General features: G+C 44.2%; 22 protein-coding genes and 1 other annotated feature (1 of these 23 cut by a window edge). Of the genes, 19 read left to right on the top strand and 3 right to left on the bottom strand.

The features are described from left to right. Positions 1-219: a binding site (T-box leader), on the top strand; it begins 39 nt to the left of the window's first position. Between the two features lie 103 nt (positions 220-322). Continuing rightward, entirely contained in the window at positions 323-2,764 is a 2,442-nt protein-coding gene (leuS, locus tag FPZ44_RS15570; RefSeq protein WP_144991450.1) for a leucine--tRNA ligase, read from the top strand. An 8-nt stretch (positions 2,765-2,772) separates the two neighbouring features. Here leuS and comER read toward each other — a convergent pair whose 3' ends face one another. Then, complete coding sequence (gene comER, locus FPZ44_RS15565; RefSeq protein ID WP_144991449.1) at positions 2,773-3,597, bottom strand: late competence protein ComER; 825 nt, start codon at positions 3,595-3,597, stop codon at positions 2,773-2,775. A gap of 113 nt (positions 3,598-3,710) precedes the next feature. Between comER and FPZ44_RS15560 the strand changes: the two genes are divergently transcribed. The 8 genes from FPZ44_RS15560 (at position 3,711) to holA (ending at position 12,097) form a co-directional block, all read left to right on the top strand. Next, on the top strand, positions 3,711-4,400 hold the full coding sequence (locus FPZ44_RS15560; RefSeq protein WP_186786066.1) for a ComEA family DNA-binding protein: 690 nt from the start codon (positions 3,711-3,713) through the stop codon (positions 4,398-4,400). 208 nt (positions 4,401-4,608) lie between these two features. Further along, positions 4,609-5,139, top strand: coding sequence for a deoxycytidylate deaminase (locus FPZ44_RS15555; RefSeq protein ID WP_144991447.1), 531 nt, complete (start codon positions 4,609-4,611; stop codon positions 5,137-5,139). Between the two features lie 128 nt (positions 5,140-5,267). Next, positions 5,268-7,907, top strand: a complete 2,640-nt coding sequence (locus FPZ44_RS15550) for a DNA internalization-related competence protein ComEC/Rec2 (protein ID WP_144991446.1) — start codon at positions 5,268-5,270, stop codon at positions 7,905-7,907. A 176-nt stretch (positions 7,908-8,083) separates the two neighbouring features. After that, positions 8,084-8,635 carry an RNA polymerase sigma factor gene (locus tag FPZ44_RS15545; protein WP_028595909.1) on the top strand — a complete coding sequence of 184 codons (552 nt, stop codon included), beginning with the start codon at positions 8,084-8,086 and terminating at the stop codon, positions 8,633-8,635. Next, positions 8,632-10,053, top strand: coding sequence for a hypothetical protein (locus tag FPZ44_RS15540; protein ID WP_144991445.1), 1,422 nt, complete (start codon positions 8,632-8,634; stop codon positions 10,051-10,053). Before FPZ44_RS15545 ends, FPZ44_RS15540 begins: the two co-directional genes overlap by 4 nt. Before the next feature lie 184 nt (positions 10,054-10,237). After that, positions 10,238-10,564 carry a YbjQ family protein gene (locus tag FPZ44_RS15535; RefSeq protein WP_144991444.1) on the top strand — a complete coding sequence of 109 codons (327 nt, stop codon included), beginning with the start codon at positions 10,238-10,240 and terminating at the stop codon, positions 10,562-10,564. Next, on the top strand, positions 10,564-10,788 hold the full coding sequence (locus FPZ44_RS15530) for a hypothetical protein (RefSeq protein ID WP_144991443.1): 225 nt from the start codon (positions 10,564-10,566) through the stop codon (positions 10,786-10,788). The genes FPZ44_RS15535 and FPZ44_RS15530 overlap by 1 nt, the downstream gene beginning before the upstream one ends. Before the next feature lie 268 nt (positions 10,789-11,056). After that, positions 11,057-12,097 carry a DNA polymerase III subunit delta gene (gene holA / locus FPZ44_RS15525; RefSeq protein ID WP_144991875.1) on the top strand — a complete coding sequence of 347 codons (1,041 nt, stop codon included), beginning with the start codon at positions 11,057-11,059 and terminating at the stop codon, positions 12,095-12,097. 218 nt (positions 12,098-12,315) lie between these two features. On the opposite strand, the gene rpsT is transcribed toward holA, so the two are convergent. Beyond that, entirely contained in the window at positions 12,316-12,588 is a 273-nt protein-coding gene (rpsT, locus tag FPZ44_RS15520; RefSeq protein WP_028595904.1) for a 30S ribosomal protein S20, read from the bottom strand. Positions 12,589-12,855: 267 nt separating this feature from the next. Here rpsT and gpr point away from each other — a divergent pair, with 267 nt between their 5' ends. Continuing rightward, on the top strand, positions 12,856-13,857 hold the full coding sequence (gpr, locus tag FPZ44_RS15515; protein ID WP_144991442.1) for a GPR endopeptidase: 1,002 nt from the start codon (positions 12,856-12,858) through the stop codon (positions 13,855-13,857). An 80-nt stretch (positions 13,858-13,937) separates the two neighbouring features. Here gpr and FPZ44_RS15510 read toward each other — a convergent pair whose 3' ends face one another. Next, entirely contained in the window at positions 13,938-15,017 is a 1,080-nt protein-coding gene (locus FPZ44_RS15510; RefSeq protein ID WP_144991441.1) for a M23 family metallopeptidase, read from the bottom strand. Between the two features lie 356 nt (positions 15,018-15,373). On the opposite strand from FPZ44_RS15510, the gene FPZ44_RS15505 reads away from it, so the two are divergent. From FPZ44_RS15505 to hrcA, 9 genes are all read left to right on the top strand, one after another. After that, positions 15,374-16,189: a response regulator transcription factor gene (locus FPZ44_RS15505; RefSeq protein ID WP_144991874.1), complete on the top strand. Its 816-nt coding sequence runs from the start codon at positions 15,374-15,376 to the stop codon at positions 16,187-16,189. A gap of 2 nt (positions 16,190-16,191) precedes the next feature. Then, positions 16,192-17,931 carry a HAMP domain-containing sensor histidine kinase gene (locus FPZ44_RS15500; protein WP_144991440.1) on the top strand — a complete coding sequence of 580 codons (1,740 nt, stop codon included), beginning with the start codon at positions 16,192-16,194 and terminating at the stop codon, positions 17,929-17,931. Between the two features lie 233 nt (positions 17,932-18,164). Beyond that, positions 18,165-19,481 carry a stage II sporulation protein P gene (locus tag FPZ44_RS15495; protein ID WP_144991439.1) on the top strand — a complete coding sequence of 439 codons (1,317 nt, stop codon included), beginning with the start codon at positions 18,165-18,167 and terminating at the stop codon, positions 19,479-19,481. A gap of 70 nt (positions 19,482-19,551) precedes the next feature. Next, on the top strand, positions 19,552-20,001 hold the full coding sequence (locus tag FPZ44_RS15490; protein ID WP_144991438.1) for a hypothetical protein: 450 nt from the start codon (positions 19,552-19,554) through the stop codon (positions 19,999-20,001). An 86-nt stretch (positions 20,002-20,087) separates the two neighbouring features. After that, complete coding sequence (gene lepA, locus FPZ44_RS15485) at positions 20,088-21,908, top strand: translation elongation factor 4 (protein WP_144991437.1); 1,821 nt, start codon at positions 20,088-20,090, stop codon at positions 21,906-21,908. Between the two features lie 230 nt (positions 21,909-22,138). Continuing rightward, complete coding sequence (locus tag FPZ44_RS15480; protein ID WP_144991436.1) at positions 22,139-22,498, top strand: hypothetical protein; 360 nt, start codon at positions 22,139-22,141, stop codon at positions 22,496-22,498. A 235-nt stretch (positions 22,499-22,733) separates the two neighbouring features. After that, positions 22,734-23,936 carry a radical SAM family heme chaperone HemW gene (gene hemW / locus FPZ44_RS15475; RefSeq protein ID WP_144991435.1) on the top strand — a complete coding sequence of 401 codons (1,203 nt, stop codon included), beginning with the start codon at positions 22,734-22,736 and terminating at the stop codon, positions 23,934-23,936. A 285-nt stretch (positions 23,937-24,221) separates the two neighbouring features. Then, entirely contained in the window at positions 24,222-24,689 is a 468-nt protein-coding gene (locus FPZ44_RS15470) for an N-acetyltransferase (RefSeq protein ID WP_144991434.1), read from the top strand. Between the two features lie 127 nt (positions 24,690-24,816). After that, positions 24,817-25,860, top strand: a complete 1,044-nt coding sequence (hrcA, locus tag FPZ44_RS15465) for a heat-inducible transcriptional repressor HrcA (RefSeq protein WP_144991433.1) — start codon at positions 24,817-24,819, stop codon at positions 25,858-25,860. Positions 25,861-25,894: the final 34 nt, after the last annotated feature.

Here is a 25,894-nt window from a genome sequence, read left to right as displayed (position 1 = left end):
CTTCAGAGAGCCGGCGGAAGGTGCGAGCCGGTGTGCACAGTAGGGAACTCACCTCGGAGTCATGCGACTGACAGATTGACAGTATTTTGCGTACGCAGAGCTGGCAGCTAGGTTGCAACGTGATGCTCGCGTTAAGAGCATACAAGTGAGCAGAAGACAAAGCATGTCTGACGCTAACTAGGGTGGTACCGCGGGAATATATAACCTCTCGTCCCTAGCGATTGACGCTAGGGATGGGAGGTTTTTTTGCTGGTCTGAACTATAATCCAGCCGATTCATTCATGTGAAACCTTACAAGACCGTTGGAGGAGGCAAAGTATCAATGAGTACAGAACAACAGAAGGTTGGCTATCAACCGCAGCAACTTGAGCCGAAGTGGCAGAAATATTGGGACGAGAACAAGACTTTCGCTACATTGGATAACGATGATTTGCCGAAGTTTTATGCACTAGACATGTTCCCTTACCCTTCTGGCTCAGGCCTCCATGTAGGTCACCCAGAAGGCTACACAGCTACAGATATCATTTCTCGCTTCAAACGTATGCGTGGATACAATGTCCTTCACCCAATGGGATGGGATGCATTTGGTCTTCCAGCTGAGCAGCATGCTTTGGACACAGGTGAGCATCCACGTGATATTACGGTAAAGAACATTAACAACTTCCGCCGTCAGATCAAGTCCCTTGGTTTCTCTTACGATTGGGACCGTGAGATTAGCACGACAGATCCGGAATACTACAAGTGGACGCAATGGATTTTCATCCAATTGTACAAAAAAGGTCTTGCTTATGTAGACGAAGTAGCAGTTAACTGGTGTCCTGCATTGGGTACGGTACTTGCGAACGAGGAAGTTATCGATGGCTTGTCCGAGCGCGGCAATCACCCGGTTGTTCGTAAACCGATGCGTCAATGGGTATTGAAAATTACCGAATACGCAGAGCGTTTGCTTGAAGATTTGGAAGAGTTGGATTGGCCAGAAAGCATCAAAGATATGCAGCGTCACTGGGTAGGTAAGTCAACAGGAGCGGAAGTTCGCTTCGCAATTGACGGACACCAGGATGAAGCGCTTGTTGTGTTTACAACTCGTCCAGATACACTGTTCGGTGCGACATACTGCGTATTGGCTCCTGAACATGCATTGGTGGAGAAGATTACAACAGACGCACAGCGTGAAGCAGTGAAAGCTTATCAAGAGCAAGCTGCTCGTAAGAGCGATCTTGAGCGTACAGATTTGGCGAAGGAAAAGTCCGGCGTATTTACAGGTGCATATGCGATTAACCCTGTGAACGGAGCTCAAGCACCTATTTGGATTGCTGACTATGTATTGGCTGGTTATGGTACGGGTGCGATTATGGCTGTTCCAGGTCATGATGAGCGTGACTGGGAATTCGCGAAGCAATTCGACTTGCCGATCATCGAAGTTGTATCCGGCGGCGATGTAACGAAAGAAGCATACTCAGGTGATGGCGCTCATGTGAACTCTGACTTCTTGAACGGTCTTGAGAATGAAGCGGCAATCGCACGCATGATCGAATGGCTGCAAGAAAAAGGTGTAGGTCAAGGTAAAGTAACATACCGTTTACGCGACTGGTTGTTCAGTCGTCAGCGCTATTGGGGAGAGCCGATTCCGATCATCCACTTGGAAGATGGCACAATGAAGACAGTTCCTGAATCTGAGCTTCCGCTTATGCTGCCTGATGTAGACCAAATTCGTCCTTCTGGAACAGGTGAGTCTCCGCTTGCAAATGTAACGGATTGGGTAGAGACGATCGATCCTGAGACAGGCATGAAAGCACGTCGTGAGACAAATACGATGCCGCAATGGGCAGGCAGCTGCTGGTACTACTTGCGCTTCATCGATCCGAAGAACAATGATGAGATTTGTTCCAAAGAAAAACAAAGCAAATGGTTGCCTGTAGACTTGTACATTGGTGGAGCTGAGCACGCGGTACTTCACTTGCTCTATGCTCGCTTCTGGCACAAAGTATTGTACGATATCGGTGTAGTTGATACGAAAGAGCCATTCTACAAGCTTGTTAACCAAGGTATGATTCTTGGTACGAACGGTGAGAAGATGTCCAAGTCTCGCGGCAATGTCATCAATCCTGATGAAATTGTGAACGAGTATGGCGCGGATACACTTCGCATGTATGAAATGTTCATGGGTCCTTTGGAAGCGACGAAGCCTTGGAATACAAACGGTGTTGAAGGTATGTACCGCTTCTTGAGCCGCATTTGGCGTTTGTTCATTACAGATGATAATCAATTGAATCCGAAAATTGTAGATGAGCAAGGTGACGATGCGTTCGTTCGCATATGGCACAAAACGGTTAAAAAAGTAACGGAAGATACAGATGCTTTGCGTTTCAATACAGCCATTAGCCAATTAATGATCTTCATCAATGATGCATATAAGCAAGAAACATTGCCACGCAAAGCAATGGAGAACTTTGTTCAATTGTTGTCTCCATTGGCTCCGCATATCGCGGAAGAGCTATGGGAGCGTATGGGCTTCACTGGTACGATCTCGTACGTGGCATGGCCAACGTATGATGAGCGTCTAACGGTTGATGCAGAAGTAGAGATCGTTGTACAAGTGAACGGCAAGATCGTTGAGCGTCTAAAAGTAGCTGCAGACGCGGATGAAGCTGTTACACAAGAAACAGCGATGCAGTCTGCGAATGTCCAAGCCGCAATTGCGGGCAAGACGGTGCGCAAAGTGATCGCTGTTAAAGGTCGCCTAGTTAATATCGTAGTTGGCTAGTGTTAGGTCTAGGTCTCTGACCATAACTTCTTTACTTTCTCCAAGTCCTCTTGGAATTTGCCATGCGTAACATCAATAAGTTGATGGAATACACCATCTAACTTATGCTGTAGCAAGTGCAGTGCTTCGGCGGTGATCCCGCCGGGTACTGCAACTCGCTGCTGCAGCTGTTCAGGCGTCAATTTCCCTTCGGTTAAAAGCTTGCCGGTACCAAGTACCATTTCGCAAGCCAACCTCGTAGCCTCAGAATAATCAATTCCTGTACGTTCTACCGCTGCATCAATCCATTTCTGTACAAATAACGCTAAAAATGCGGGCCCACAACTACAAATATCACTTGTAATTCGGGTATGCTGCTCCGATATGACAATCGGTTGGCTAATCGATATCATTAATTGCTCCAGCAGCAACCGATCTTCGGTTCCGATACGGGAACCGTACATACATATGGAAGCACCACTCTGTACATAATTTGCAATACTCGGAATAATTTTTGCTACTTTGCAAGGAAGGCTGTTCTCTAGCTGTTCGATAAGTATCGGGCTAGTGATGGAAACAACCAGTTGATCTGGTGTTACGACAGTGGCAATCTCGTTTACCACGCGCTTGAACTCATGCGGCTTCACACATATAAATACGATATGACTAAGTCGCGTCGTTTCTGCTACGGAAGCGGCGACATGCAGTCCAGGATGTTGTTCGGCTAATCGCTGAGCCTTCGCGATTGTGCGATTCGTTACGACGATTTGCTTCGACTCTAATACGCCCGATTGTATAAAGGCTTCGATCAATATTGATCCCATGCTGCCCGTTCCTATGAATCCGACCTTCACGTGGACGTCCTCCTTTCTTTCGACCGTACACGGGCCGTTATGCAACGCTTTAAATCACTATATGAACGACTAGTTGACCACTATACCGCATCAATAATATTGGGGGAATGTTTATGTCTGCTAATCGCAAGCAGGCTTCACTTTTATCTTGGATTGTTGTCGTAATGGTTGCTGTTATTGGTATCATTTTATTTGCCCTCATGTGGCTTCGTCCTCGGCTGGGAGATACGACAGAGGGATGGAAGCCACTGAATGATCAGGTGTCTCAGCTGCTGGGGACAGAGAGTAGCACTTCATCTAACAGTGAGCCTAACAAAAGAGACGTTGATCTTCCTACTAGCGATCCGACTAAAGCTGAGCAAGTAGATGAGAACAGAAACATCTCGAAGGGGCTGGGAGGGGAACAGCAGCAAGGCGATAAACTCAATGAACAAACAGACTCGAATAATCAAGCTCAAGTAACCGACACGTTAACAACGAAGCAACAGCACAATCAGCATGGAACAAGTGAAAGACATATCAATGAAAATAAACAAACAGCTGCAGCGGCCGAGAATGCCAACAACGCTTCTTCTAATGCGGCTGAGATAGCTACAGGACAACAGAGCCAGCTTATTTCGTTAAATCGTGCAGATGAGCAGCAGCTTGATGAGCTGCCAGGTGTTGGCCCATCAAGAGCTAAGGCAATTGTCGCTTATCGCGAGAAGCATGGAAAGTTTAGTACAATTGATGAGGTAATGAAGGTAAAAGGAATCGGTCCTAAAATGTTTAAGAAAATGAAAGACAAGCTTACCGTAGACTAAAGTGCAAGGTGGGTCTGACTGTAAACGTTGCAAGCCGATTTCTCGTATATGACGGAAGAGGTTGCATCTCTTAATCTGCCATTTTAAAATAGTATGTAATTCAAAATGAACTTTTCAACAGACAGCTTATATGGCTGTATGATTGTCATACGGTTATATTCGACGCTGTGATGTGGAAGATAGAGTGGGTAGAGAAGGGGTATACATCATGACGGCAACGATACGTAAAGATTGGGACACGTATTTTATGGATATCGCATACATGGTTTCTACAAGATCTCGCTGCCCGCGCAGGCATGTTGGGGCTGTGCTCGTACAAGGCAAGAAGTTGCTTGGGACGGCATACAATGGGGCGCCTATGGGCGTGCCGGATTGTAGTGAAGAAGGGTGCATGATTGTAGAGCAGTATGAGGTTGTACATCAAGCGGATGGCAGTGAGGAAATGGTGAAGAAGCAGCGCTGTATTCGTACGATCCACGCTGAGCAAAATTTGCTATTGTTTACTGACCGAATTGATCGTGAAGGCTCTACTGTCTATGTAACAGATCAACCGTGCTGGACATGTGCGAATATGCTAACCAACAGCGGTGTGACGGAGATTGTGTTCCATCGTCCCTATTTAAAAGATACGGAGAAAGTAACACGGATGATGGAGCAAAGAGGAATTGTATTCCGTCAGCTGCTGCAGTATGAACCTCCGCAGCAAGCTGTTGAGGAAATACAAAAAGAACATATGTAGGTTATATGATGAGGAAGAACCTTGATGCCACTCGTAAATCATTGCATTTACGAGGTTGGCCGCAAGGTTTTTTTGTTTTTTCGCAATTGTGATGAAGTTTATGAAGTTGTTATGAAGGGATGGGAGAGATGGCTATCGAACGGCGACCTATCGTTACAGCAGCTTGCTGTTGGGTATTTGGCATATACTTTGCGATTACGATGGCTTTTGAGGATATCGTGTGGAGTTTAGTTGGATTAAGTCTGCTGCTGCCGCTGCTGGACCGTTTACGGTGGCTAAACTGGAGAATTGGCTGCTTATGTCTCTTGGTAGTGTTAGTATCCACTAGTTATTATTGTTGGTACGACAACAGGCAGCACTCAGACCTTCCGATGTTAGTTGATGGTGTAGGTGGTCTGCATGGTGAAAGGCAGAAGGAAGAAGAAGCATGGAGCGGGACAATGGAGGGTACGATCGCTTCAGGGGTTGAGAGAGACGGAGATCGTGTGCAATTTCGACTTAGAGTAAGCTCCTTTGTTCATAATCACAATCGGATAGAGCCTGCTTCAGAGTTTGTATTCGTGCAAGTAAAGCTCTTAGAAGAGGTAGAATTGCAAAGCGCTGCCAAATGGAAGCGGGGCGTAAATATAAGCTTGGACGGAGAGCTCAAGCTTCCTTCAGATGCAGACAATTTTGGAGTGTTTGACTATCGGAGCTATTTGAAGCACCAGCATATGTACGGCGTTTTTCATGTCAAAGGAGCGCAGTCTGTACAAATGAATGAGTTAGCAGGAAGGCTGGATTGGCAGCGGTGGATGGGAGTAGTCGAACAACTTCGACTACACAGTGCTTCTCAGTTTGATGCATTGTTTCCTGTGGAACAGAGCAGTTATTTGCAAGGATTAATATTAGGACTACGCAGTGATCTTGACCTAGAGTTGGAGCGTTCCTTTTCCCAACTAGGCTTGACTCACGTACTGGCAATTTCAGGGCTGCATGTTGCTGTATTCGTTGGGGGCTGCTTGTATGTACTTCGTTTGTTTAGACTTCCTAAGGAATCGGCATTAACGGCGGTTATTTGTCTCGTTCCTCTTTATGTTTTATTTACAGGAGCTTCTCCATCTATTCTTCGAGCAGGATTTATGTCGATCCTTGTGCTTATTGGACTTCGACAAGGCTGGCTGCGTGATGGCCTTCATATTTTGTCTGCGGTATTGCTGTTGATGTTGCTGTGGAACCCGTATTATGCAGTAGATGTTAGTTTTCAGCTATCCTTTGCTGTAACATGCGGCCTTATCATTGGTGTACCTTTATTTACGAAGCTCCTTCCAACTAGTTGGCCATTATGGCTGACCTCTTCTTTGGCTGTATCCATTGTAGCTCAAGCCGTGTCTTTCCCTTTAACTATTTACTATTTCAATCAAGTGTCACTTCTGTCGCTAGGCGTGAATTTGCTGTTAGTTCCTTTTATAAGCTTAGTAATTCTTCCGCTTGGCACAATTGTTTTATTGTCGAGTTATTTGTATATGCCGTTAGCTGAAGGGCTGTCGGTATTGGTGCGAATCGGAAATGAATGGACATTTGCGCTTGTGCATGCTCTGGCACAGTGGGAGGGGACAAGTGTCATTTGGCCGAAGCTATCAGCAGCTTGGATACTCGGATATTATATATTATTATTTGTGATGCTAAAATTAGGTGTGAGCCTAGTGCGAAGCAATTATCCTGTTCAAATTGGGACAGTGGAAAATGAAGACTTTATACCTGATACGATGCCGTTGGCGGAATTTGTTGTACTGCAGCCCATTTCTCGTCGTCCCATTTATGTTGGGCTTGTGTGCAGTGTAAGTTTGCTTTCTTATTTGCTATATGCTGGCTACCATGCAGGTAGGCCCGATGAGACAGTAGTATCTTTTCTGAATGTGGGACAAGGGGACAGTATCTTGGTACGCACAGCTTCTGGTCGCAATATCCTCATTGATGGAGGCGGAGAAGTGAAGTTCGGCAAGGCAAAGGAAGCTTGGAAGCAACGGCGTGATCCTTATGAGGTAGGTGAGAAGCGGATTGTCCCTTTGTTGAAGCAGCGGGGAGTTCGGCACTTGGACGCGGTTGTGGTTACACATGGCGATGCCGACCATGCAGGTGGCCTGCGAGCGGTTCTCAAGCATATACCGACAGATCGGCTTGTCATGAATGGAACGTGGAAATCTTCTTCTGTCGTGCGTGAATTGTATAGTATTGCTCTTGACCGTCATATATCTATAATTGGATGGAAAACGGGAACAAGCTGGCAAGTGGATCAGGATACACGTATTGATGTATGGCATCCATCGAACTCAGCTACGGTATCCAATCTGCAGCTTATGGCTGAAGATGAGCAAAATGAATTCTCGCTAGTGCTGCTGCTAACGTTAGAGGAAGGGACGAGTAAGAGCACCTTTTTGCTGACCGGTGATATTGGTGCTGATGAAGAGATGATGTTATTAATGAGTGAAAAGGAGAAGGAACAGAGGGGGATTCCATATCCTGAGCGGATCGATGTGTTGAAAGTCGCGCATCATGGCAGTCGGTCTTCTACAATACCAGAATGGGTAGATCGATGGAAGCCCAAAACATCTGTCATTTCTGCAGGGAAGAACAATCTATACGGTCATCCTCACCCGCAGGTGTTACGAGAATTAGAGCGTGTGAGCAGTGCTATATTTCGTACTGACCTTCATGGTGAGGTTCAATATAAGTCTACGAAGGTAGGTTTGAAGATGAGAATGAAACGTGATAGGATTGCACAATAGAGACATTCATTTACAATAGAAGCTTAGCGGACTCATACATATTTTAACTTAGATTTGCTTTATATTTAGTGCTGCTTCTATTCAACCCCATTTATTGGGTGGCAAAAAAATAAAATCTGACTGCAACCATTTTCGCTTACGCTGCGTCAATGGATATGCAAGAGAGGGGGGGCAAAGTGATAGAGCAAGGTCTCATACGAGCCGCTCAATCCGGTGATCGCGAGGCTCTAATCACCCTTTTGCGAGAAATAGAACCGTATGTGTATCGAACGGCTTATTACGTGCTGAATCACAACGAGCAAGATGCCATGGACGCGTCCCAAGAGGCATTGATTCGTATATACTCGAAGATTAACTCTTATGAAGAGAAAGCTCAGTTTAAGACATGGGTACAACGAATTGTAACGAATATTTGTATTGATAAATTCCGACGTGCCCGTCCCACCGTCTCCATTGATGAGCATAATTTGGTGTTTCTCGGGGATCAAAGTGTGGAAAAAGAAGTGTTATCCGCCTATGCGGCTCAAGATATACGTGAGGCCATCGACCGCCTGCCTGAGCACCATAGAACAGTCGTCGTTTTGCGGTACTTACAAGATTTTTCTTACAACGAGATTGCGGATAGCTTAGACATTCCATTGAACACAGTGAAGTCTTATCTATTCCGTGCGCGTCAACAATTGCAAACGATGCTACAAGATTATGAGAAAGGTGGTGTGCGAGGGTGAACTGTACAGAGGTGATGGAATTGATACAACTAAAGCTGGATGATATGGAATATGACCATAACCTGCTGACAGAACATATGCGCCGTTGTCCCGCCTGTGCCGAGATGTTTGAACGCTTGTCACGTCTACATCAACAATTAGTAGAGCTTCCTAAAGTGCAACCAGCTTATAGCTTGGTTGATGCCATATTGCCTCAACTAGATGAACTTGATCGAGTAAAAGCACCTCAAGCGGAAGAAAATACGATAATATCAGCACCTGTGCCTTTGATGCAATCGAATTCGAAATCGCAAGAGGAAACATTAAGCAGGCCTAAGAACGTACATGGAAGCACAAGTCCAGCAGTACGTATGAACAAGTGGTTCAAATGGAAAGCAGTCAGCGGCGTTATCGCAGCAGGGTTAGTAGTAGGGTTGTTTGTTATTAATTATCAACCGGTTTCGCAAGAGAGCGCAGACTTTAGTGAACTTTCTGTCAACAAGAGTGAAGAAAAGGTTGCGAAGTCTACCGATCCATCTACGGAGCAAGGATCGACAGAGGTTGGTGGTAAAGCTGTTGCTAATGAATCCACACAAACGGATCCAGACCATAATGGGAATGGGGATAGTCCAGGCCAAGGCTATGCACAAGATAACACTGATCCAGAACAGGTGAGCCGTGAATCTAATCGTGAGCAGCCAGAGCAGCCAACAGCAGAAGAAGGTGCATCTAAGCCGCTAACTACGAGCAGGATAGCTCCTGTTAAGCCCAAAGACAGCGGAAGTGAACAACCTTCTAGTAAGGGCGGTGGAAATAAAGGGGATAAGCCAAAGCCAAACCCTGAAACGGTAAAACCTGCAGGTCATCAGACGCCGGACACTAAACCTAAAGGTGATAAAGAGCAGCAGCCTCCAGTAGGAGGGCAAGGAGTTACAGATGGTGCTGGTGAATCCACAGGAAGGGATAAGAAAGGCATTGTCCCTGATGGTAAAGAAGCATCTCTGTTTACTGCATCTATTGATTCTCATTCGCCAGATAAAAGTTACACGGTACGTTGGATCAACGGACAGCTTATGTTGTACCGGTATGAGAACAACAGTCCGATAATCGTTCAGATTTTGGATTTCACTGATACTCCAGAGCAAATAAATTGGAGTGAAGATAACAAGCAGATCACTGTTACGGTTGGCGCGTCAGATGGGAAGACAAAAGATGTTGTGTATCAGGTAGATAACAAAGGTCTTCACAAAGTTACTGCTCCAGCTAAGCCAAGTGAGGAGAATGCCAAATCTCCAGCTTTGCCTCCAGCGGAGCCAGAGCCAGAAGCTCCAACTCATGATACTCCCTCGCCCGTGAATGGAGACAATCCAGTGAACGAACCAGGGGAAGATCCAACAATAAGTCCTGCTCCTGATACAGGTACAGAGTCCAACCCATAAATAACTTCATTAGTTATGCTCTATTAAGAAGCAGTCTACCTTATCACAGTAGGCTGTTTCTTTATATATAAGCCATTTCCCATTTACATTAGGTTAGGCAATTGAATTATTAGAAGTAGAAATTGAAACGAACATATCGCTTTGCCGTATGAAATGATAAATCAACGGATTAGGGGGCGATAGTGTGTTAATTGTTACAACTGAGCGTGTTCCAAATTATGAGGTGAAAGAAGTAATTGGTCCTGTATTTGGTTTAACTGTACGCGCAAGAGGGCTCGGCAAAGATATCATGGCAGCGTTCAAGGGTCTTGTTGGCGGTGAGATTACGCAATACACAGAAATGCTGGAAGATGCTCGTAAGCAAGCTATGGATCGTATGGTGCAAAATGCTCAAGCGATGGGTGCAAATGCGATTGTTATGGTTCGTTTTGATTCTGGCGAAGCGGGTAATAATATGACGGAAATCGTAGCTTATGGCACTGCCGTTATAATTGAGAAAGAAAGAGCGTAATGGACAAATTTCTGTGGATTTATTTTGGTGTTCAGGCGCTGCTGCTCCTTGTTTTGCTTGTTGTTGCACGATTCAAAGATCGCAGATATCGAAAGGAATCAGATACGGATGTACCTGATGGCTATGAACGTACATCTGAAGTCAGTATTGATCCGCGAACAGGGCAAAAGATAAGAGTGTATTACAATTCACGTACAGGCGAGCGGTTTTATAAAGCCGAATGAGTTCATACGGAAAGTTCAAAATAAAATTGCACAGGATGCTGCACACTTGAAGCATGACTTGCGTATAGTATTAGCAGAAAGAAACAACACATAACTAGTAACGGACCCGTCGTCGTGTAACCGTCTGCGAGAAGGACCTAGGCCTTCTCCAAACAGGCGTTTATCATAGATGTTGGGGACAAAGGGATTGATCGGGTTGCCGTTCAATCCCTTTGTTTTTCTTCTTAAGTCTGCTATGATCGGTACAGATGTTAAGGAGGAATGGTACGTGGATTTGAAGACGGCTGTGAAGCAAATTAAGAAGGGTCAAGCACAACCGTTCTATGTGTTATATGGTTCAGAAAAATATCGAATGGATGAGTTTGTTCAGCTTATGTTGGAGCAGCTCGTACCGGAAGATAATCGCGAATTGGCGATTATGAAGATGGATACATCGGAAATGCCGGTTGAGCTAGTAGTAGAAGAAGCAGAAACACCACCGTTTCTTGTTGAGCGCAAAGTGATTCTTGTGAAGGACCAGTCGATTTTTGGGACTGGCAAGGATGGTAAGATTGAGCATCGCACCGATCGTTTGCTGCAATATATGGCGGAACCGATGGACACCACCATCATTATTTTCATGGTACAGGCTGACAAGCTTGACGAGCGTAAGAAGACGACGAAGGCTGCCAAATCAGCTGATGCTGTATTAGCGTTTAATCCATTCAGTGCGGAAGAGCTGGTGCAATGGGTAATAAAGCAAGTTGAACAGCGCCAGTGCACCATAGAAGAGCAAGCGGTAGATGTGCTCATTAAAAGTGCAGGAACGAAGCTGCAAGCCCTATCGAGTGAAATCGAAAAGCTGTGTCTATTTGTAGGCCAGAGTCAGCGTATTGATGCTAACGCAGTTGAAAGTCTTGTTCCTAAAAATACAGAACAAAATGTGTTTCAACTTGTTGAAGATATAATAGGGAAACGCACGGATCGAGCATTATCAACGCTGCATGAATTGTTAAAGCAGAAGGAAGAACCAATTAAGATCGTAGCGCTTATCGTTCGTCAGCTGCGTATTATGCTGCAAGTGAAGGAACTGACAGGCCAGAGCTTTAGTCAGCAGCAGGCAGCATCGCAGCTGGGATTGCATCCTTATGCCGTTAAGATGGCAGCAGAGCAGGCACGCTCACATCCTGCCAGTGCGCTGGCAGCGTGGCTCACAGAGGCGGCTGAGTTGGATTATGAAATGAAGAGCGGGCGAGTAGAGAAGACATTGGGGCTAGAGCTGTTCATTATGAGACTTAGCAGCGGTGTGCCTCGTCATAAGATTCGCTAGATCCTTATGTTAAATGCAAAGTGATGAGGAGCAAAACGTGGAGAATACGGAGAAGTTGGATTGAGTTGAGTTTACTAGAGAAGATTAGACAAGACTAGACAAGATTTCTCCAATATATTCGCAGTATTAAGAAAATAAATAGTAAGCATGCAAATAAAAAAAGCTGTCCTGCTGGACAGCCTTTTTTTGCGCTTTAAGCTAAGTATGAAAGGCTTTGATTATGCTTGTGCAGTCAAAGCGTTCAATTTTTGTGCTAAGCGAGATTTTTTGCGGGCAGCCGCATTTTTGTGGATCAAACCTTTAGTCACAGCTTTGTCCAATTTCTTGGAAGCCAAAGCTACAGCTGCTTTAGCTGTTTCCACTTCAGTAGTTGTCAAAGCGACATCAGCAGCTTTAACTGCTGTACGAAGTGCCGATTTTTGGGAAGCGTTCAACATACGACGTTTGTCGTTTGTTTTTACGCGTTTAACAGCGGATTTAATGTTTGGCATTGCTTTCACCTCCGTTGCATCGTAGTGCGACAATAGAATCAATTTCACAGAACCAAGTCTGAATGAAATGATTCACAACTTAAAGTATTCTATCATGATGTATAGTAAAAAGCAACACACAACCCATACTGGGAGCACCTCCCATTACGTGGAAATCCCGTGATTTGACGCGAGTTTATCGAAGAATTTACGTAAGCATACGCATAATGGAACGAACAACTTGCGCATAATAGCGAGAGCACACGATGATTTGACGGGAGGAAGACGATGACGGCAGATTTGAACAAGTATTCGGTACGAACGGACCTAGCACTTGAAGCGCGTGAAATGGCGCAGCCTGATATCCATGTGCCGCTGCCTGGTGTGGAAGAGCATGTCGAGAATGCGGCAGGAATTAGAGTAACGAACCTAAACGTATATAATGAAGAAGGATCTCGTGCAATGGGGCGCGTACAAGGGCGCTATTTGACATTAGAGGTGCCAGGATTACGTAAAAAAGACTCCGACCTGCAGGATCGGGTAGCGACGAAGTTTGCTCAATTATTTGAAAAGTATTTAATAGAATCAGGAGTAAAGTCGACTGATAAGGTATTGATCGTTGGTTTGGGCAACTGGAATGTAACACCGGATGCGCTTGGCCCGATGGTTGTAGAAAATATATTGGTAACAAGGCATTACTTTGAACTCGTACCTGAGCAAGTAAGCCCTGGTTATAGGCAAGTTAGTGCTGTAGCCCCCGGAGTACTTGGAACAACAGGCATCGAATCTAGCGAAATTGTGCATGCCATTGTGGAGAAAACGCGCCCTGATGTTATTATTGCAATCGATGCATTGGCTTCCAAGGCTTTGGAAAGAGTCAATACAACCATTCAAGTTGCAGATATTGGTATTCATCCAGGCTCTGGGATTGGCAACAAGCGCAAAGGATTGACGAAAGAAATACTTGGAATACCTTGTATTGCAGTAGGCGTGCCGACCGTATGTTATGCCTCAACGATTGTGAATAATGCAATTGAGTTAATGAAAGAGCATTTTAAACATGAGAACGTAAAATCGAGAGACGTTATAGGTCTGTTAGACGAAGTGTCAGAGCAGGAACGATTACAGCTCGTAAAGGAAGTGCTGGAACCGCTTGGACATGATGTCATAGTAACGCCTAAAGAGGTCGATGAATTTATTGAGGATATGGCTAATATAATAGCCAGCGGCTTAAATGCGGCTCTTCATGAAGCGGTGGATACGAATAATGTAGCTGCTTATACGCATTAATCACAAAAAAGCCTTTCCTGGTGAGTAGAGAGACATTAGCAATCTCTCACTTACAGGAAAGGTTTTTTTCATACAAAGCTTTATTTGTTTGTTGGTGATTGTCCTTTTAGTGTCTGACCTTGTACAGGGAAAATTCCTTTTGCGAAACGCGGAGGCAATGAACGACCATGCTCCAAACTTGGTTTGTCACTTACTTGATAGTGGATGTGCGCCTCGCTTGAGTTGCCCGAATTACCGCAGTCTCCTAAATAGTCTCCAGTTTTAACCTTATCGCCCTTTTTCACTTTAATTGTATTTTGCTTGAAGTGAGCTAATAAACTATATTCATTGTTGCCGTGATCAATAATGACATAGTTGCCAGCTGTCTGATCTGGGTTCATCTTTCCCGGAACGTTGTCTGGGATGTCAGTTACCACATCAACGACGGTTCCGCCCGCAGGGGACAATACTTTTTTGCCGAATGCGTAATAGTCCTCATTTTTCTTGCCATCGCCCTTAAAGCTTTTCCCTTTCTTCGTCACAACAAGGTCAAGCGCATAGCGCTGTGTCTCATAAGCGTAGTGATAATTTTCGATTACATTATGACCGCCCCAACCAACGAACCATTCGCCATCAAATGGAAGCTGGAAAGTCGTTTTTGTTTGATAGGAATCTGTCTCTGGAAATTTAAGAGGCGGCGGCATGAGTAAATATTGTATTTTTCCATTTTTAATGATAGCTAAAATCAGTTTGCTTTTATCTTTGTTTGTCCAAGATTCAACAATGTACCCTTCAGGCGAAAATCGTTGCCCCACATAACGAGGCTTCTCCCCTTTCGTCCAGAAAGATTCTAAATGCTGCTGAATATCATTTTGACTTACTTTTTTCTGAAAGCTTGCTTCTAATGCTGCGTGTAAAGAGCGGCCATCATGTGCTGCTATCCACTTTTCGAGATTTACTTTTGTTGCAATGATAGGTTTCTTTTTCTCCACAGTTACGGTCCCTTCATTTTCTTTAGCAGCATTTTTCGGCGCTGCCGCCACTTCTTGATCTGCACATCCGCCTATTAGAAGAGAGGAAACAAGTAGAGTTGCAAGGATAGCTGCTGTTGAACGTGATAGATTCTTTTTATTTGTACTATTACGTTTTGAGTGGTTTGTAACATCTTCGATCTTTTTCATGATTCAATCTCCTTCGTGAGCGAATTTGTTTTGTTTGTTTCCGTTTCTAATATGAATAATAAAGGTTCACTTTTAAGCGCAGTGAAACAGAATGTAAATAATTCCTGTAATATATTGGTTATAAAACTAGTTTGTTAAGGTTCCGTTAAGAAAGCGTTAGAGGAAAGGTAAGCATACCGTGATATTGTTTAGCCTATAACGTGCCTAGTTTACAGGTTAGAGCCATATGATATGATGATTTTACTTATCTGGAGCATGTTAATAATTAGAAGAAATTTTATGGTTATAAACAGGAAATCGTGAGGTAATTGGAGAGAAGAGAGTACAAAAATAGGGGGAAATACATAATGAATGACTTGCAACAAGCACATATCCTTATCGTTGAAGATGAGTTAGCTTTACAGAAGCTCGTTGTAACCGTACTGAACAAGGAAGGGTTTACAAATATACATACAGCATCGAATGCGGAAGAAGCCCTGCAAATTAATGAACAATTTCAACTGGATTGCATCATATTAGATGTGATGCTGCCAGGAAGAAGTGGATTCGAGATAGCTCCTCTTCTTAGACTCAAAACTGAAGCACCTATACTGTTCGTTACCGCTCGCACGACGGATTTGGATAAGCTGACAGGCTTTGCCCTTGGTGGAGATGATTATATGACGAAGCCGTTCAACCCTCTAGAGCTAGCTGCCAGAGTGAAAGTGCAACTGAAGCGGCATTTATCTTATAAGCAGGCCATTCACCACGCTCAAGGGGGGCGAGATTCGGTTTCCAAACAACAGGTATCGATATCTGAAACTACTAATTATCGTTCATCCTCTTTAACGCCTCAATCTAATACTAATAGAGGTATTTATGATTTTGGTAGATTCCAAATTGATGAGCAAGCGGGTGAATTAATGGTAGGTGGGGAATCCGTTGATTGTCCGGCTATGGTGTTCCAACTGCTGCTATATTTGTGCAAGCATCCGAATCGAATATTTTCCAAAGGTGAACTATACGAGCAAGTATGGGGCTTGGATGCAGTTAAAGATGACAACACAGTCATGGTGCATATTCATCGAATTAGGGAGCGTATCGAAGAAAAGCCGAGTGAACCAACTTATCTCGTTACGGTACGAGGAATGGGCTATAAGCTGCTTTCACGTCCAAAACGCAAGGAGGTTTAATCGTGAAGGCTACTCAAAGACTGGCTTGGCATTATATTCGACAGTGGTTATTTATTTCGATCGCTTTACTTATTAGCGTTGTTGTGGCGTTCTCATGGATCGTAGACCGAATAATGGCTTTGGATATGAACCGGAATTTTGTAAATCATGGGTTTGAAAATTTGGTGGATTCGATATCGATTAGAAACGGACAGTTGCAATGGGACGAACAGTTGATGATGCAAGTGAAGGCCAGCGGAGGGTGGTTGCAAATTGCAGATTCAAGCGGACGTGTGCTGCATGAATTTTTCGTTCCGGAAGATGTACCTAAAAAGTATAAAGTAGGAGAACTTGTATCTTATATGCAGCGCAAGGTTCCCTTTACATATGACGTATATGCTTATTTGAGAGCTATAGGCGATTATGAAATCATGCTCATTTATGGTGTGAAGCCAGAAGAAGAGCAATTGCTGGACGCATGGCTAGAAGATTCTGAGCAGGCAAAGCCGATGTTAAAACAAGCCAACGCTTGGGTACAACTGATGGGTGCGGAAGGAGAGGAATTGAAAAGTTGGAATAAGCCAAAAGGTGTAGAAGCTAATATGAGCCCGTACGAGTTGGTTCTGCGAGCTGGCTATGAGGATCGGTATGGTGAGAGAGTTGATTTAAAATACATTGCGAACTCAGGAAATACATGGATTCTTCGTATGCCTTATACAGCGTTAGATGCAGAGCCCTATGTGATAATGGCAGGCTTGCACTTATATAGCGAAACGCAAATATGGATGGTAGGAATCGGGGCTGCGGTACTTTCTATGTTAGTTCTATTTGTCATCATGGCGTGGTGGGAGAGTAGTCGGATTGGTCGCCCACTTGCTCATTTTATGAGATGGGCAGAAGCGATGTCCAATCATCAATACGAGGAGCCGCGGAACATAGCTGGAAAGTATCCTTCACTTAACCGCAAGGGAAGGTTGAAACGAAACTATCGGATATATAGCGATGTTTGGCAGGCGCTGCGTACGCTTTCTGAGAGATTGCAGCAATCTGAAAATGAGCGAGAAAAGCATGAGCGGTTACGGGAGCAATGGTTGACTGGTTTGACTCATGATCTGAAGACTCCGTTATCCTCCATCATTGGTTATGCTCATTTGCTGAATGCCAGCGAATATAAATGGAACGAAGCAGAACGGCTAGAATTTACAACGTTTATCCAGCAGAAAGCGGAACGGATGGATGAGCTTATTCAAGATTTGAATTTAACCTATCAATTAAAGAGCAATGCTTTGCCGATGGATCGAATGGAAATTGAAATGAATGAATGGCTTTCTAGTATCGTTCATGAACTGCTGCCTGTACCTGCGGATGTAGAAAATGCAGGAGCAAAGCTCGTTTTCAACCCTCATACGCAGCCCATTATGCTGAACATTGATGTTCGATATTTTGTTAGGGCAATTGAAAATGTGTGTATGAATGCTTGGATTCACAACGAACCAGGCACGACCGTGACAGTATCTATCCAGCAAGATGAAGCAGGCACGACTATTTTAGTTAAGGATGATGGTCGGGGAATGGATGAACAGGCGCAGCATAATTTGTTCCAAAGATATTACCGAGGCACATCTACAGATACGACGGATCGAGGCAGCGGTCTTGGCATGGCCATTACGAAGCAATTAATAGAAGCGCATGAAGGTGAAGTTTCGGTGCAGAGCTGTGTAGGATTAGGTACGACAATTCGCTTTTATTTCCCAAGAAATTAGTTCTAGTATTTTGTTTGTCCTCATAGAGTCTACTATTAGCAATCTTTCATTTCGAGCACTTGCTTGCAAACCTATGAAATATTGAGAGATTACGAGAATGAAGATGGGATACGAGATGATACTCTAATCACTTGGTCCTTCATTTTCGATGTTACTCCATATTTATGGTTTGTTGCAAAGTTGACTTGTCCTAATGAAAGACGGTGACAGCAGGCAAGGAGGCGAGCAAATCAATGAAATGGGATGACGAAAGTAATAATAATCGTTGGAATAAACGGGTCCTGAAGAAATGGGAGCCTATCATTTTATCCGGTCGGATGTTTATGCTGATGGCGGTAGCTTCGGCTGCTTTTTTTATCGTAATAGGCATAGGAGTTATTGCAGAGCAGAAGGCGCAGTCTACTCCCTTGGCTGGTATGAAAGGGATAGCGGCTCAAATGCCAACACAGCTGTTTATGAATGCGATTGCTATGGAAATGTCAGGCGTGCCAGCTTCTGCACAGCAATTGCAATGGGATAGCAAGGATGCAGCAAGACTGCTTGTCCGTCTAATGACGAATATGAATCCGCTTGATCCGAAAACATTGCTAGCAGGAGAATTGCCGCGCGCCAATCGTGAACAGACTGTTCCACTACGACTTCCAGAGGGCAATCAGTATGCGAAAGGGCCTGCTGATTATATGCCTTTGCCTGATCAACTTACGCAAGGTGAAGAAGAGCCGCGTTCATCACAGAATGATAAGTTTAAGCCACTGCCAGGAAGTTCGGGCAAAGATGGTTCTGGCACGAAGCAACCTTCATCACAGTTAAACAATAAAGTTGTGTTCATTTACCATTCACATAATCGGGAGTCGTGGAATCCGGTATTAAAAAGTAAAAGTTCCAATCCAAACGATTCTGAATTGAACATAACACTTGTCGGTAAACGACTTCAGGATCAATTAGAGAAGCGAGGAGTAGGAGCTGCGCATTCCGATAAAGATTATGCCTCCAGTGTGGAAGGATACAAGTGGAATCAGTCCTATAAATATTCTCATAGCACGATTAAAGAAGCGATGTCACAGCACCAAGATCTGCAGTTCTTTTTTGATATTCATCGTGATGCACTTGGTCGTGAAGATTCAACGGTAACGATTAATAATAAATCATATGCTCAAGTATACTTTATTATTGGACATCGCAATCCGAACTGGAAGAAGAACGAGAAATTCGCCTCAGAGATTCATAGTAGGTTGGAAAAAGATTATCCAGGTATATCCCGCGGCATCTGGGGAAAATCTGCTGCGCAGGGGAATGGTGAGTACAATCAATCTTTATCTCCAAACAGTGTCATTGTTGAAATAGGGGGTATCGACAATACGTTGGAGGAAAGCTACCGTACCGTAGATTTACTGGCAGATTTAATTGCTGATATCGTGCATGAGCAGCAAGGAGACAAGCCGGTAACGAAGCCAGTGAATGCGGACAGCAATAAAGGAAAGAAGGCATATTCCGCCTACTCTCCAGAACAATTGCGTGACGATACGAATGCTACTACCTCTATTGGCTAGGTTAAGACAGAACATTTTGGGAGACACCTTCTATTGTACTTTCGATACCTATTGAAACGGAGGCTAGAAGATGAAACGTATTGTGCCGCGGGTTACAGTTTTGCTTCTATTTACCATTATTGGTGTCTTAGTTGGTATGGAATGGACGCGCTTAGGTATCGAGAGGGTGTATGGCCCTATGCCGCAAACCGCTGCGACTGAGGCTCCAAGCAAGTTATCTGACAGTGGGCAGCAGGTTTTAGAAAAGCAGCAATGGAATGTACAAGGAGATTCAACAGAACCGGCTTCACGTTGGGAAACGGAATGGAATCAGCAAATGCGGCCTGTATCTGAAGCGGATCATCCTAACGAGCAGCAGACAGCTGAAGAGTGGGAGGAGCAAATGCCTGAGCATCTGGGATTGCCTCCAATTGAAGAGCCTCCAGTTAACCAATTAGCAGATAAAACAGCAGGTTTCTTATCTAGATTGTCTGAGGCTGGAATCCAAGCTGTAGTAGGTATATTCGATAGATTGTTCTAAATATTACGGCGCCATTGATGCCGACGTCGTTATTCGGTATAATAAAACAATTGAAACTTGGCACAGTGGTGGGGGTATTAGATCGAATGACGGAATTGCTGTCACGACAGAAGAAAATTCGCAATTTTTGTATTATTGCACATATTGACCACGGAAAGTCCACGCTTGCCGATCGCATTCTGGAGTATACGGGAGCATTGACTTCCCGCGAAATGCAAGCACAGGTGCTTGACCAGATGGATCTGGAGCGCGAACGTGGTATTACAATTAAATTGCAAGCGGTTCGTCTTACGTATAAGGCGGACGATGGAGAAGAATACATTTTAAACCTGATCGATACGCCAGGACACGTCGACTTCACGTATGAAGTTTCCCGCAGTTTGGCAGCTTGTGAAGGGGCATTGCTAGTTGTTGATGCTGCTCAAGGTATCGAAGCGCAGACCTTGGCTAATGTATATTTGGCACTTGATAACAACCTGGAGATTATTCCGGTTATCAACAAGATTGACTTGCCAAGTGCAGATCCTGAGCGCGTAAAGCAAGAAGTAGAAGACGTTATCGGCTTGGATTGCTCGGATGCAGTGCATGCATCTGCTAAGGCAGGTATCGGTATTCGTGAAATACTAGAGCAAGTTGTTACGAAGATTCCAGCTCCTACAGGAGATCCGGAAGAGCCATTGAAGGCGCTTATTTTTGACTCCCATTATGACCCTTACAAAGGTGTAATTGTCTATGTTCGTGTTGTTAATGGTGCGATTCGCGCGGGCAGCAAGATTAAAATGATGGCTACGGGCAAAACGTTCGAAGTTATCGAAGTTGGTGCATTCAAGCCGCGTATGTCAAGCGTGGATGAGTTGAATGTAGGCGATGTAGGATTCGTTGTAGCTGGTATTAAAAACGTTGGCGACACTCGTGTCGGTGATACGATTACAGACATGAAAAATCCTACAGCAGAGCCATTGCCGGGTTACCGTAAAATTAACCCAATGGTATTCTGTGGATTGTATCCGATTGAGACTACGGACTATAACGACCTGCGCGAGGCGTTGGAGAAGTTGCAGTTGAACGATGCATCCTTGACGTTCGAGCCTGAAACATCCACAGCTTTAGGATTTGGTTTCCGCTGCGGATTCTTGGGACTATTGCATATGGAAATTATCCAAGAGCGTATTGAGCGTGAGTTCAACATTCCGTTGATTACAACAGCGCCAAGCGTTATTTATAGTGTCACGTTGACAGACGGCGAAGTACTTCGTATTGATAATCCATCCAACTATCCGGAACAACAAAAGATCGACTTTGTTGAAGAACCATTCGTCAAAGCTTCGATTATTGTTCCTAACGATTATGTTGGAGCGATTATGGAACTTTGCCAAGGCAAGCGTGGAGAGTTCGTCGATATGCAATACCTAGACACGACTCGTGTTACAATTACGTATCATATTCCATTGTCTGAAGTGGTGTACGATTTCTTCGACCAGTTGAAATCTAACACAAGAGGTTATGCATCATTCGATTATGAGCTATCCGGCTACCGTCGTTCGAACCTTGTGAAAATGGATATTATGCTTAATGGTGAGCAAGTGGATGCCTTGTCCATCATCGTTCACAAAGATCGTGCTTACTCACGTGGTAAAGTCGTTTGTGAGAAGATGCGCGAATTGATTCCTCGTCAAATGTTCGAGGTACCGATTCAAGCTTCGATCGGGACGAAGGTTATTGCTCGTGAAACCGTTAAAGCAATGCGTAAAAACGTATTGGCGAAATGTTACGGTGGTGACATCTCCCGTAAACGTAAGTTGCTGGAGAAGCAGAAGGAAGGTAAGAAGCGTATGAAGCAAGTCGGTTCCGTTGAGGTTCCGCAGGAAGCGTTCATGGCGGTTCTTAAGATTGACGATAGCAAGTAAGCAGATCGCATACTTGTCTAGATATAAGTGTTTTGAACAGAGAACCGTGCCTATTAAGGTACGGTTCTTTGTGTTTGTTTTGAAATCTTATGTACGCGTGGATATTGTGGAAATAAGAAACGACGCTGCCTGCAAGTAAAGTGTGACGATATTTTTGAAAGTGATGTGGTTGTCCAAGCCAAACTCCATGACAAGCCATATTTTATATAATAAGGAAAGGAGGAAGGACGATGGACGAAGTTAATATCTCACAAGTGGTATATCCGAGGTTGACACTTTATTCCGAGGAAAATTATCGAGGTAGGACACGTATTCTTAACGGGAATTTAGGATTAACGAACACGGACGAAGTAGAGAGCTTGCGATTCTTCTCTACAAGCGCAAATGCAACCTTGGTACTGTTTACTCGAATTAATTTCAAAGGAAATTTCCGTATATATAGAGGGAGTCGAAACATTCCTGATCTAGATGACCTGATCGCTGGCAATGATGTTGAATCTCTTATTTCATCAAATATTCGCCTGACTGAAGCGCAAGTAAGAGAAATCCGAAGAACAGGAACGCTGCCGCAAGGCTTTAGAAGAATATGATCGATTGAACAAGAGAGATGTCCTATTCTGCAGTTTAGATATACCAACTAAAGGGCGTGTCTCTTTTATATACACATGGCTTATCTTTCCTACATAGTATGCAATCCTGCAGCATGGACGCTTTGGGCATATAGAAACACTGGAGTATGCACGCGATTAAGGTCGAAGAAGATTGAGAACCGTATAGGAGTGTGCTATTCTGTACTAAATAAAAGAAAGCAACGAGGAGGAAGTTATGACGGCTTCAGCGGAGTCATCCATTCAACAGCAAGTACAGGCAAGCCATTCGCCGCGGGCTGTCTATATTCATATACCGTTTTGTACAAATAAATGCTTTTATTGCGATTTCAACTCTTACGTTCTGAAAGATCAACCTGTGATGGAGCATTTGCAGGCGATGGATCGTGAGATGGCATATACGGTGCAGCAACAACCTGCTGGGACGATCGATACAATTTTTGTAGGTGGAGGAACGCCTACTGTATTGAATCCAGTAGAGATGGAGTTTTTCCTCAAGTCTGTACGTACTCATTTCCCACACTGGAATGACAATATTGAGTTCAGTATGGAGGCTAACCCAGGGACGACCGATGAGGAAAAGCTTCGTGTCATGATGGCTGGCGGTGTGAACCGGATTAGCTTTGGCGTGCAGTCCTTTAATAACACATTATTGAAAGATATCGGACGTATTCACCATACAGATGACGTATACCGCAGCATTGAAGCGGCGAGACGAGTTGGATATGAGAACATGTCGATCGACTTGATGTTCGGTTTGCCGAATCAGACGTTGGAAATGATGTCTCACAGCTTGGATCGTGCGCTTGAGCTAGATCTACCGCACTTGTCGATTTACAGCTTAAAGGTAGAGGAGAATACGTTATTCCATACGATGTTCCGCCGCAACGAGCTGCCGCTGCCAAGTGAAGAAGCAGAGCTAGCGATGTATTTGCTTATTATGGAACGAATGAAGGCCGCAGGTTACGTGCAGTATGAGATCAGTAATTTTGCCAAGCCAGGATATGAGAGTCGCCACAATCAGACGTATTGGCGCAATGAAGACTATTATGGTATTGGTGCTGGTGCCCATGGTTATGTACAAGGTCAGCGTCATATTAATATAAAGGGCGTTAATTCATATAATGAAGCTTGTAAGAGCGGCTTGCCTCGTCTTGATTCGTTTGAAGTGGATGAGCAGGAAGCGATGGAAGACTTTATGATGGTTGGTCTGCGCATGCATGAAGGGGTCAATCGTTCTCGCTTCCAGACTCAGTTTGGCGGCCGTGACTTTGATGATATTTTTGGAGCTCAATTGAAGAAATTGCTTGCTTCGGAATTGATAGAAGTAACGGAGATCGGGTATCGATTGACGGATCGCGGAGTGCTGTTTGGCAACGATGTTTTTGGTACATTTGTTGGTGCGCTTACAGAGGAATAATTCGTTTTTTTTGGAAATGCACCATTATGGGCAACAAACATGCAACAAATGTATGACGACGGTTATACAGTAAAAAGAATAAATCTACATTTGTATATAGAGAGGCGCCATTATGGTGCCTCTTTTTTTGTTGTTAATGTAAGCCGGGGTAAGGACTCGTGCTGCTTATAAAAAACAGGCTATAGTTGAATATATTTTTTCCTATACAGGATTGAAATATTATGCATATTGATGTATATTAATTCGTATTCATATTTGCAATCACGATCCAGAGGTGAAGTTGCGATGACCACAACGTTAGTTTGCCGTTCGGCGACAGAGAGCGATATAGAGGCGCTCTTTCAATTGATACAAGGTTATGCAGTTCAAGGTATTATGTTACCGCGTACGCGTGAAATGCTGGCTACTCTCATTCCGGACTTTGTTGTCGTTGAAACAGAAGGGGAATTAGTTGGGTGCGGATCGTTATGTCAGCTTGGCCAAGATCTCGTTGAAGTGCGGTCGTTAGGGATATCCCCTGGTTATCAAGGAAGAGGGATTGGTAGTATGATTATGGACTCCTTGATGCAGATGGCTAAGGAAAGAGAATTGACTAAGGTAATGGCATTAACTTATGAAGTTCGCTTTTTTGAGAAGAATGGATTTACGGTTGTGGAGAAAGAGATTTTTCCCGAAAAAGTATGGAAGGATTGTATCCATTGCAGCAAACAACATTGTTGTGATGAAATAGCAGTGCTTAAAGTACTGAACTGACTTGACAATCGTCTTGTCCGTTTGGTATTTTTGTTATATCGGTTAGCACTCGACGACGATGAGTGCTAACGAAGAGGAAGTTCGGATGGGCACAAAGCTGCCTATACTTATATTTGGAGGGATGCGTATGTTGACGGAACGCCAGCGACTTATATTAACAGCGATAGTAGATGATTACATTAGCTCGGCTGAACCGGTCGGTTCGCGCAGCATTTCGAAGCGTGGCGACGTTGGATACAGTCCGGCGACGATACGGAACGAGATGGCGGATCTTGAGGAGCTTGGATTTCTAGAACAGCCTCATACGTCAGCAGGACGCATTCCTTCTCACAAGGGATATCGTTATTATGTCGATCATCTTGTTCGTCTGGACAATTTGTCCAAAGAAGAAGTGCATCGATTGAAATCGATGTTTGCGGAAAAAATAACAGCGATGGAACAAGTTGTTCAGCATACAGCTTCTACATTAGCTCAGTTAACGAATTATACGTCGATCGCGCTTGGACCGGGCATGTTCGATACGACACTTAGACATTTTCAACTGCTGCCGCTGAATGATGATACGGCAGTTGCAATCATTGTGACAAATACAGGTCATGTTGAAAATAAAACAGTAGCGATTCCGCCGGGCATCTCCACTTCGGAGTTGGAGAAGGTTGTAAACTTGCTTAATACGAAGTTGACGGGTGTTCCGCTCATTAAGTTGAGATCACAGTTGTACAAAGAAATTGGCGATGAGATGAGCAAATATGTATCTCATGCTCAAGAAATGATTTCGATGGTAGAAACTGTCCTTAGCGGTGATGAAGCACAGCGAGAAGTGTACTTGAGTGGAACGACGAACATGCTGAATCAGCCGGAATTTCAAGATGTGGATCGGATAAAGACGATCTGGGAACTGCTTGAAGAAACGCCTGCTTTAATTAAAGTAATTGGAGCGCCAGGTGCAGCGGATCAAGGTACTGGTATTCAAGTTCGGATTGGTCAGGAAAACACACATGCCGCTATTTCTAATTGCAGTTTAATTACAGCAACCTACTCGGTTCACGGTCAAAACCTAGGGACGATTGGACTTCTTGGTCCGACTCGAATGGAATATGCAAAAGTAATTAATCTGATGCAGCAAGTATCTCAGCAGCTAGCTGTATTTATGGAACGATATCATAAGTAATGGTATGAAGTAACCGTGAGTAATCAGAAAGAGG

Origin of the sequence: Paenibacillus agilis (assembly GCF_007786455.1) — a bacterium.
In the GTDB taxonomy this organism is placed as follows: Bacteria; Bacillota; Bacilli; order Paenibacillales; family Paenibacillaceae; genus Paenibacillus_B; species Paenibacillus_B agilis.
This window is presented reverse-complemented; position numbering and strand designations above follow the sequence as displayed.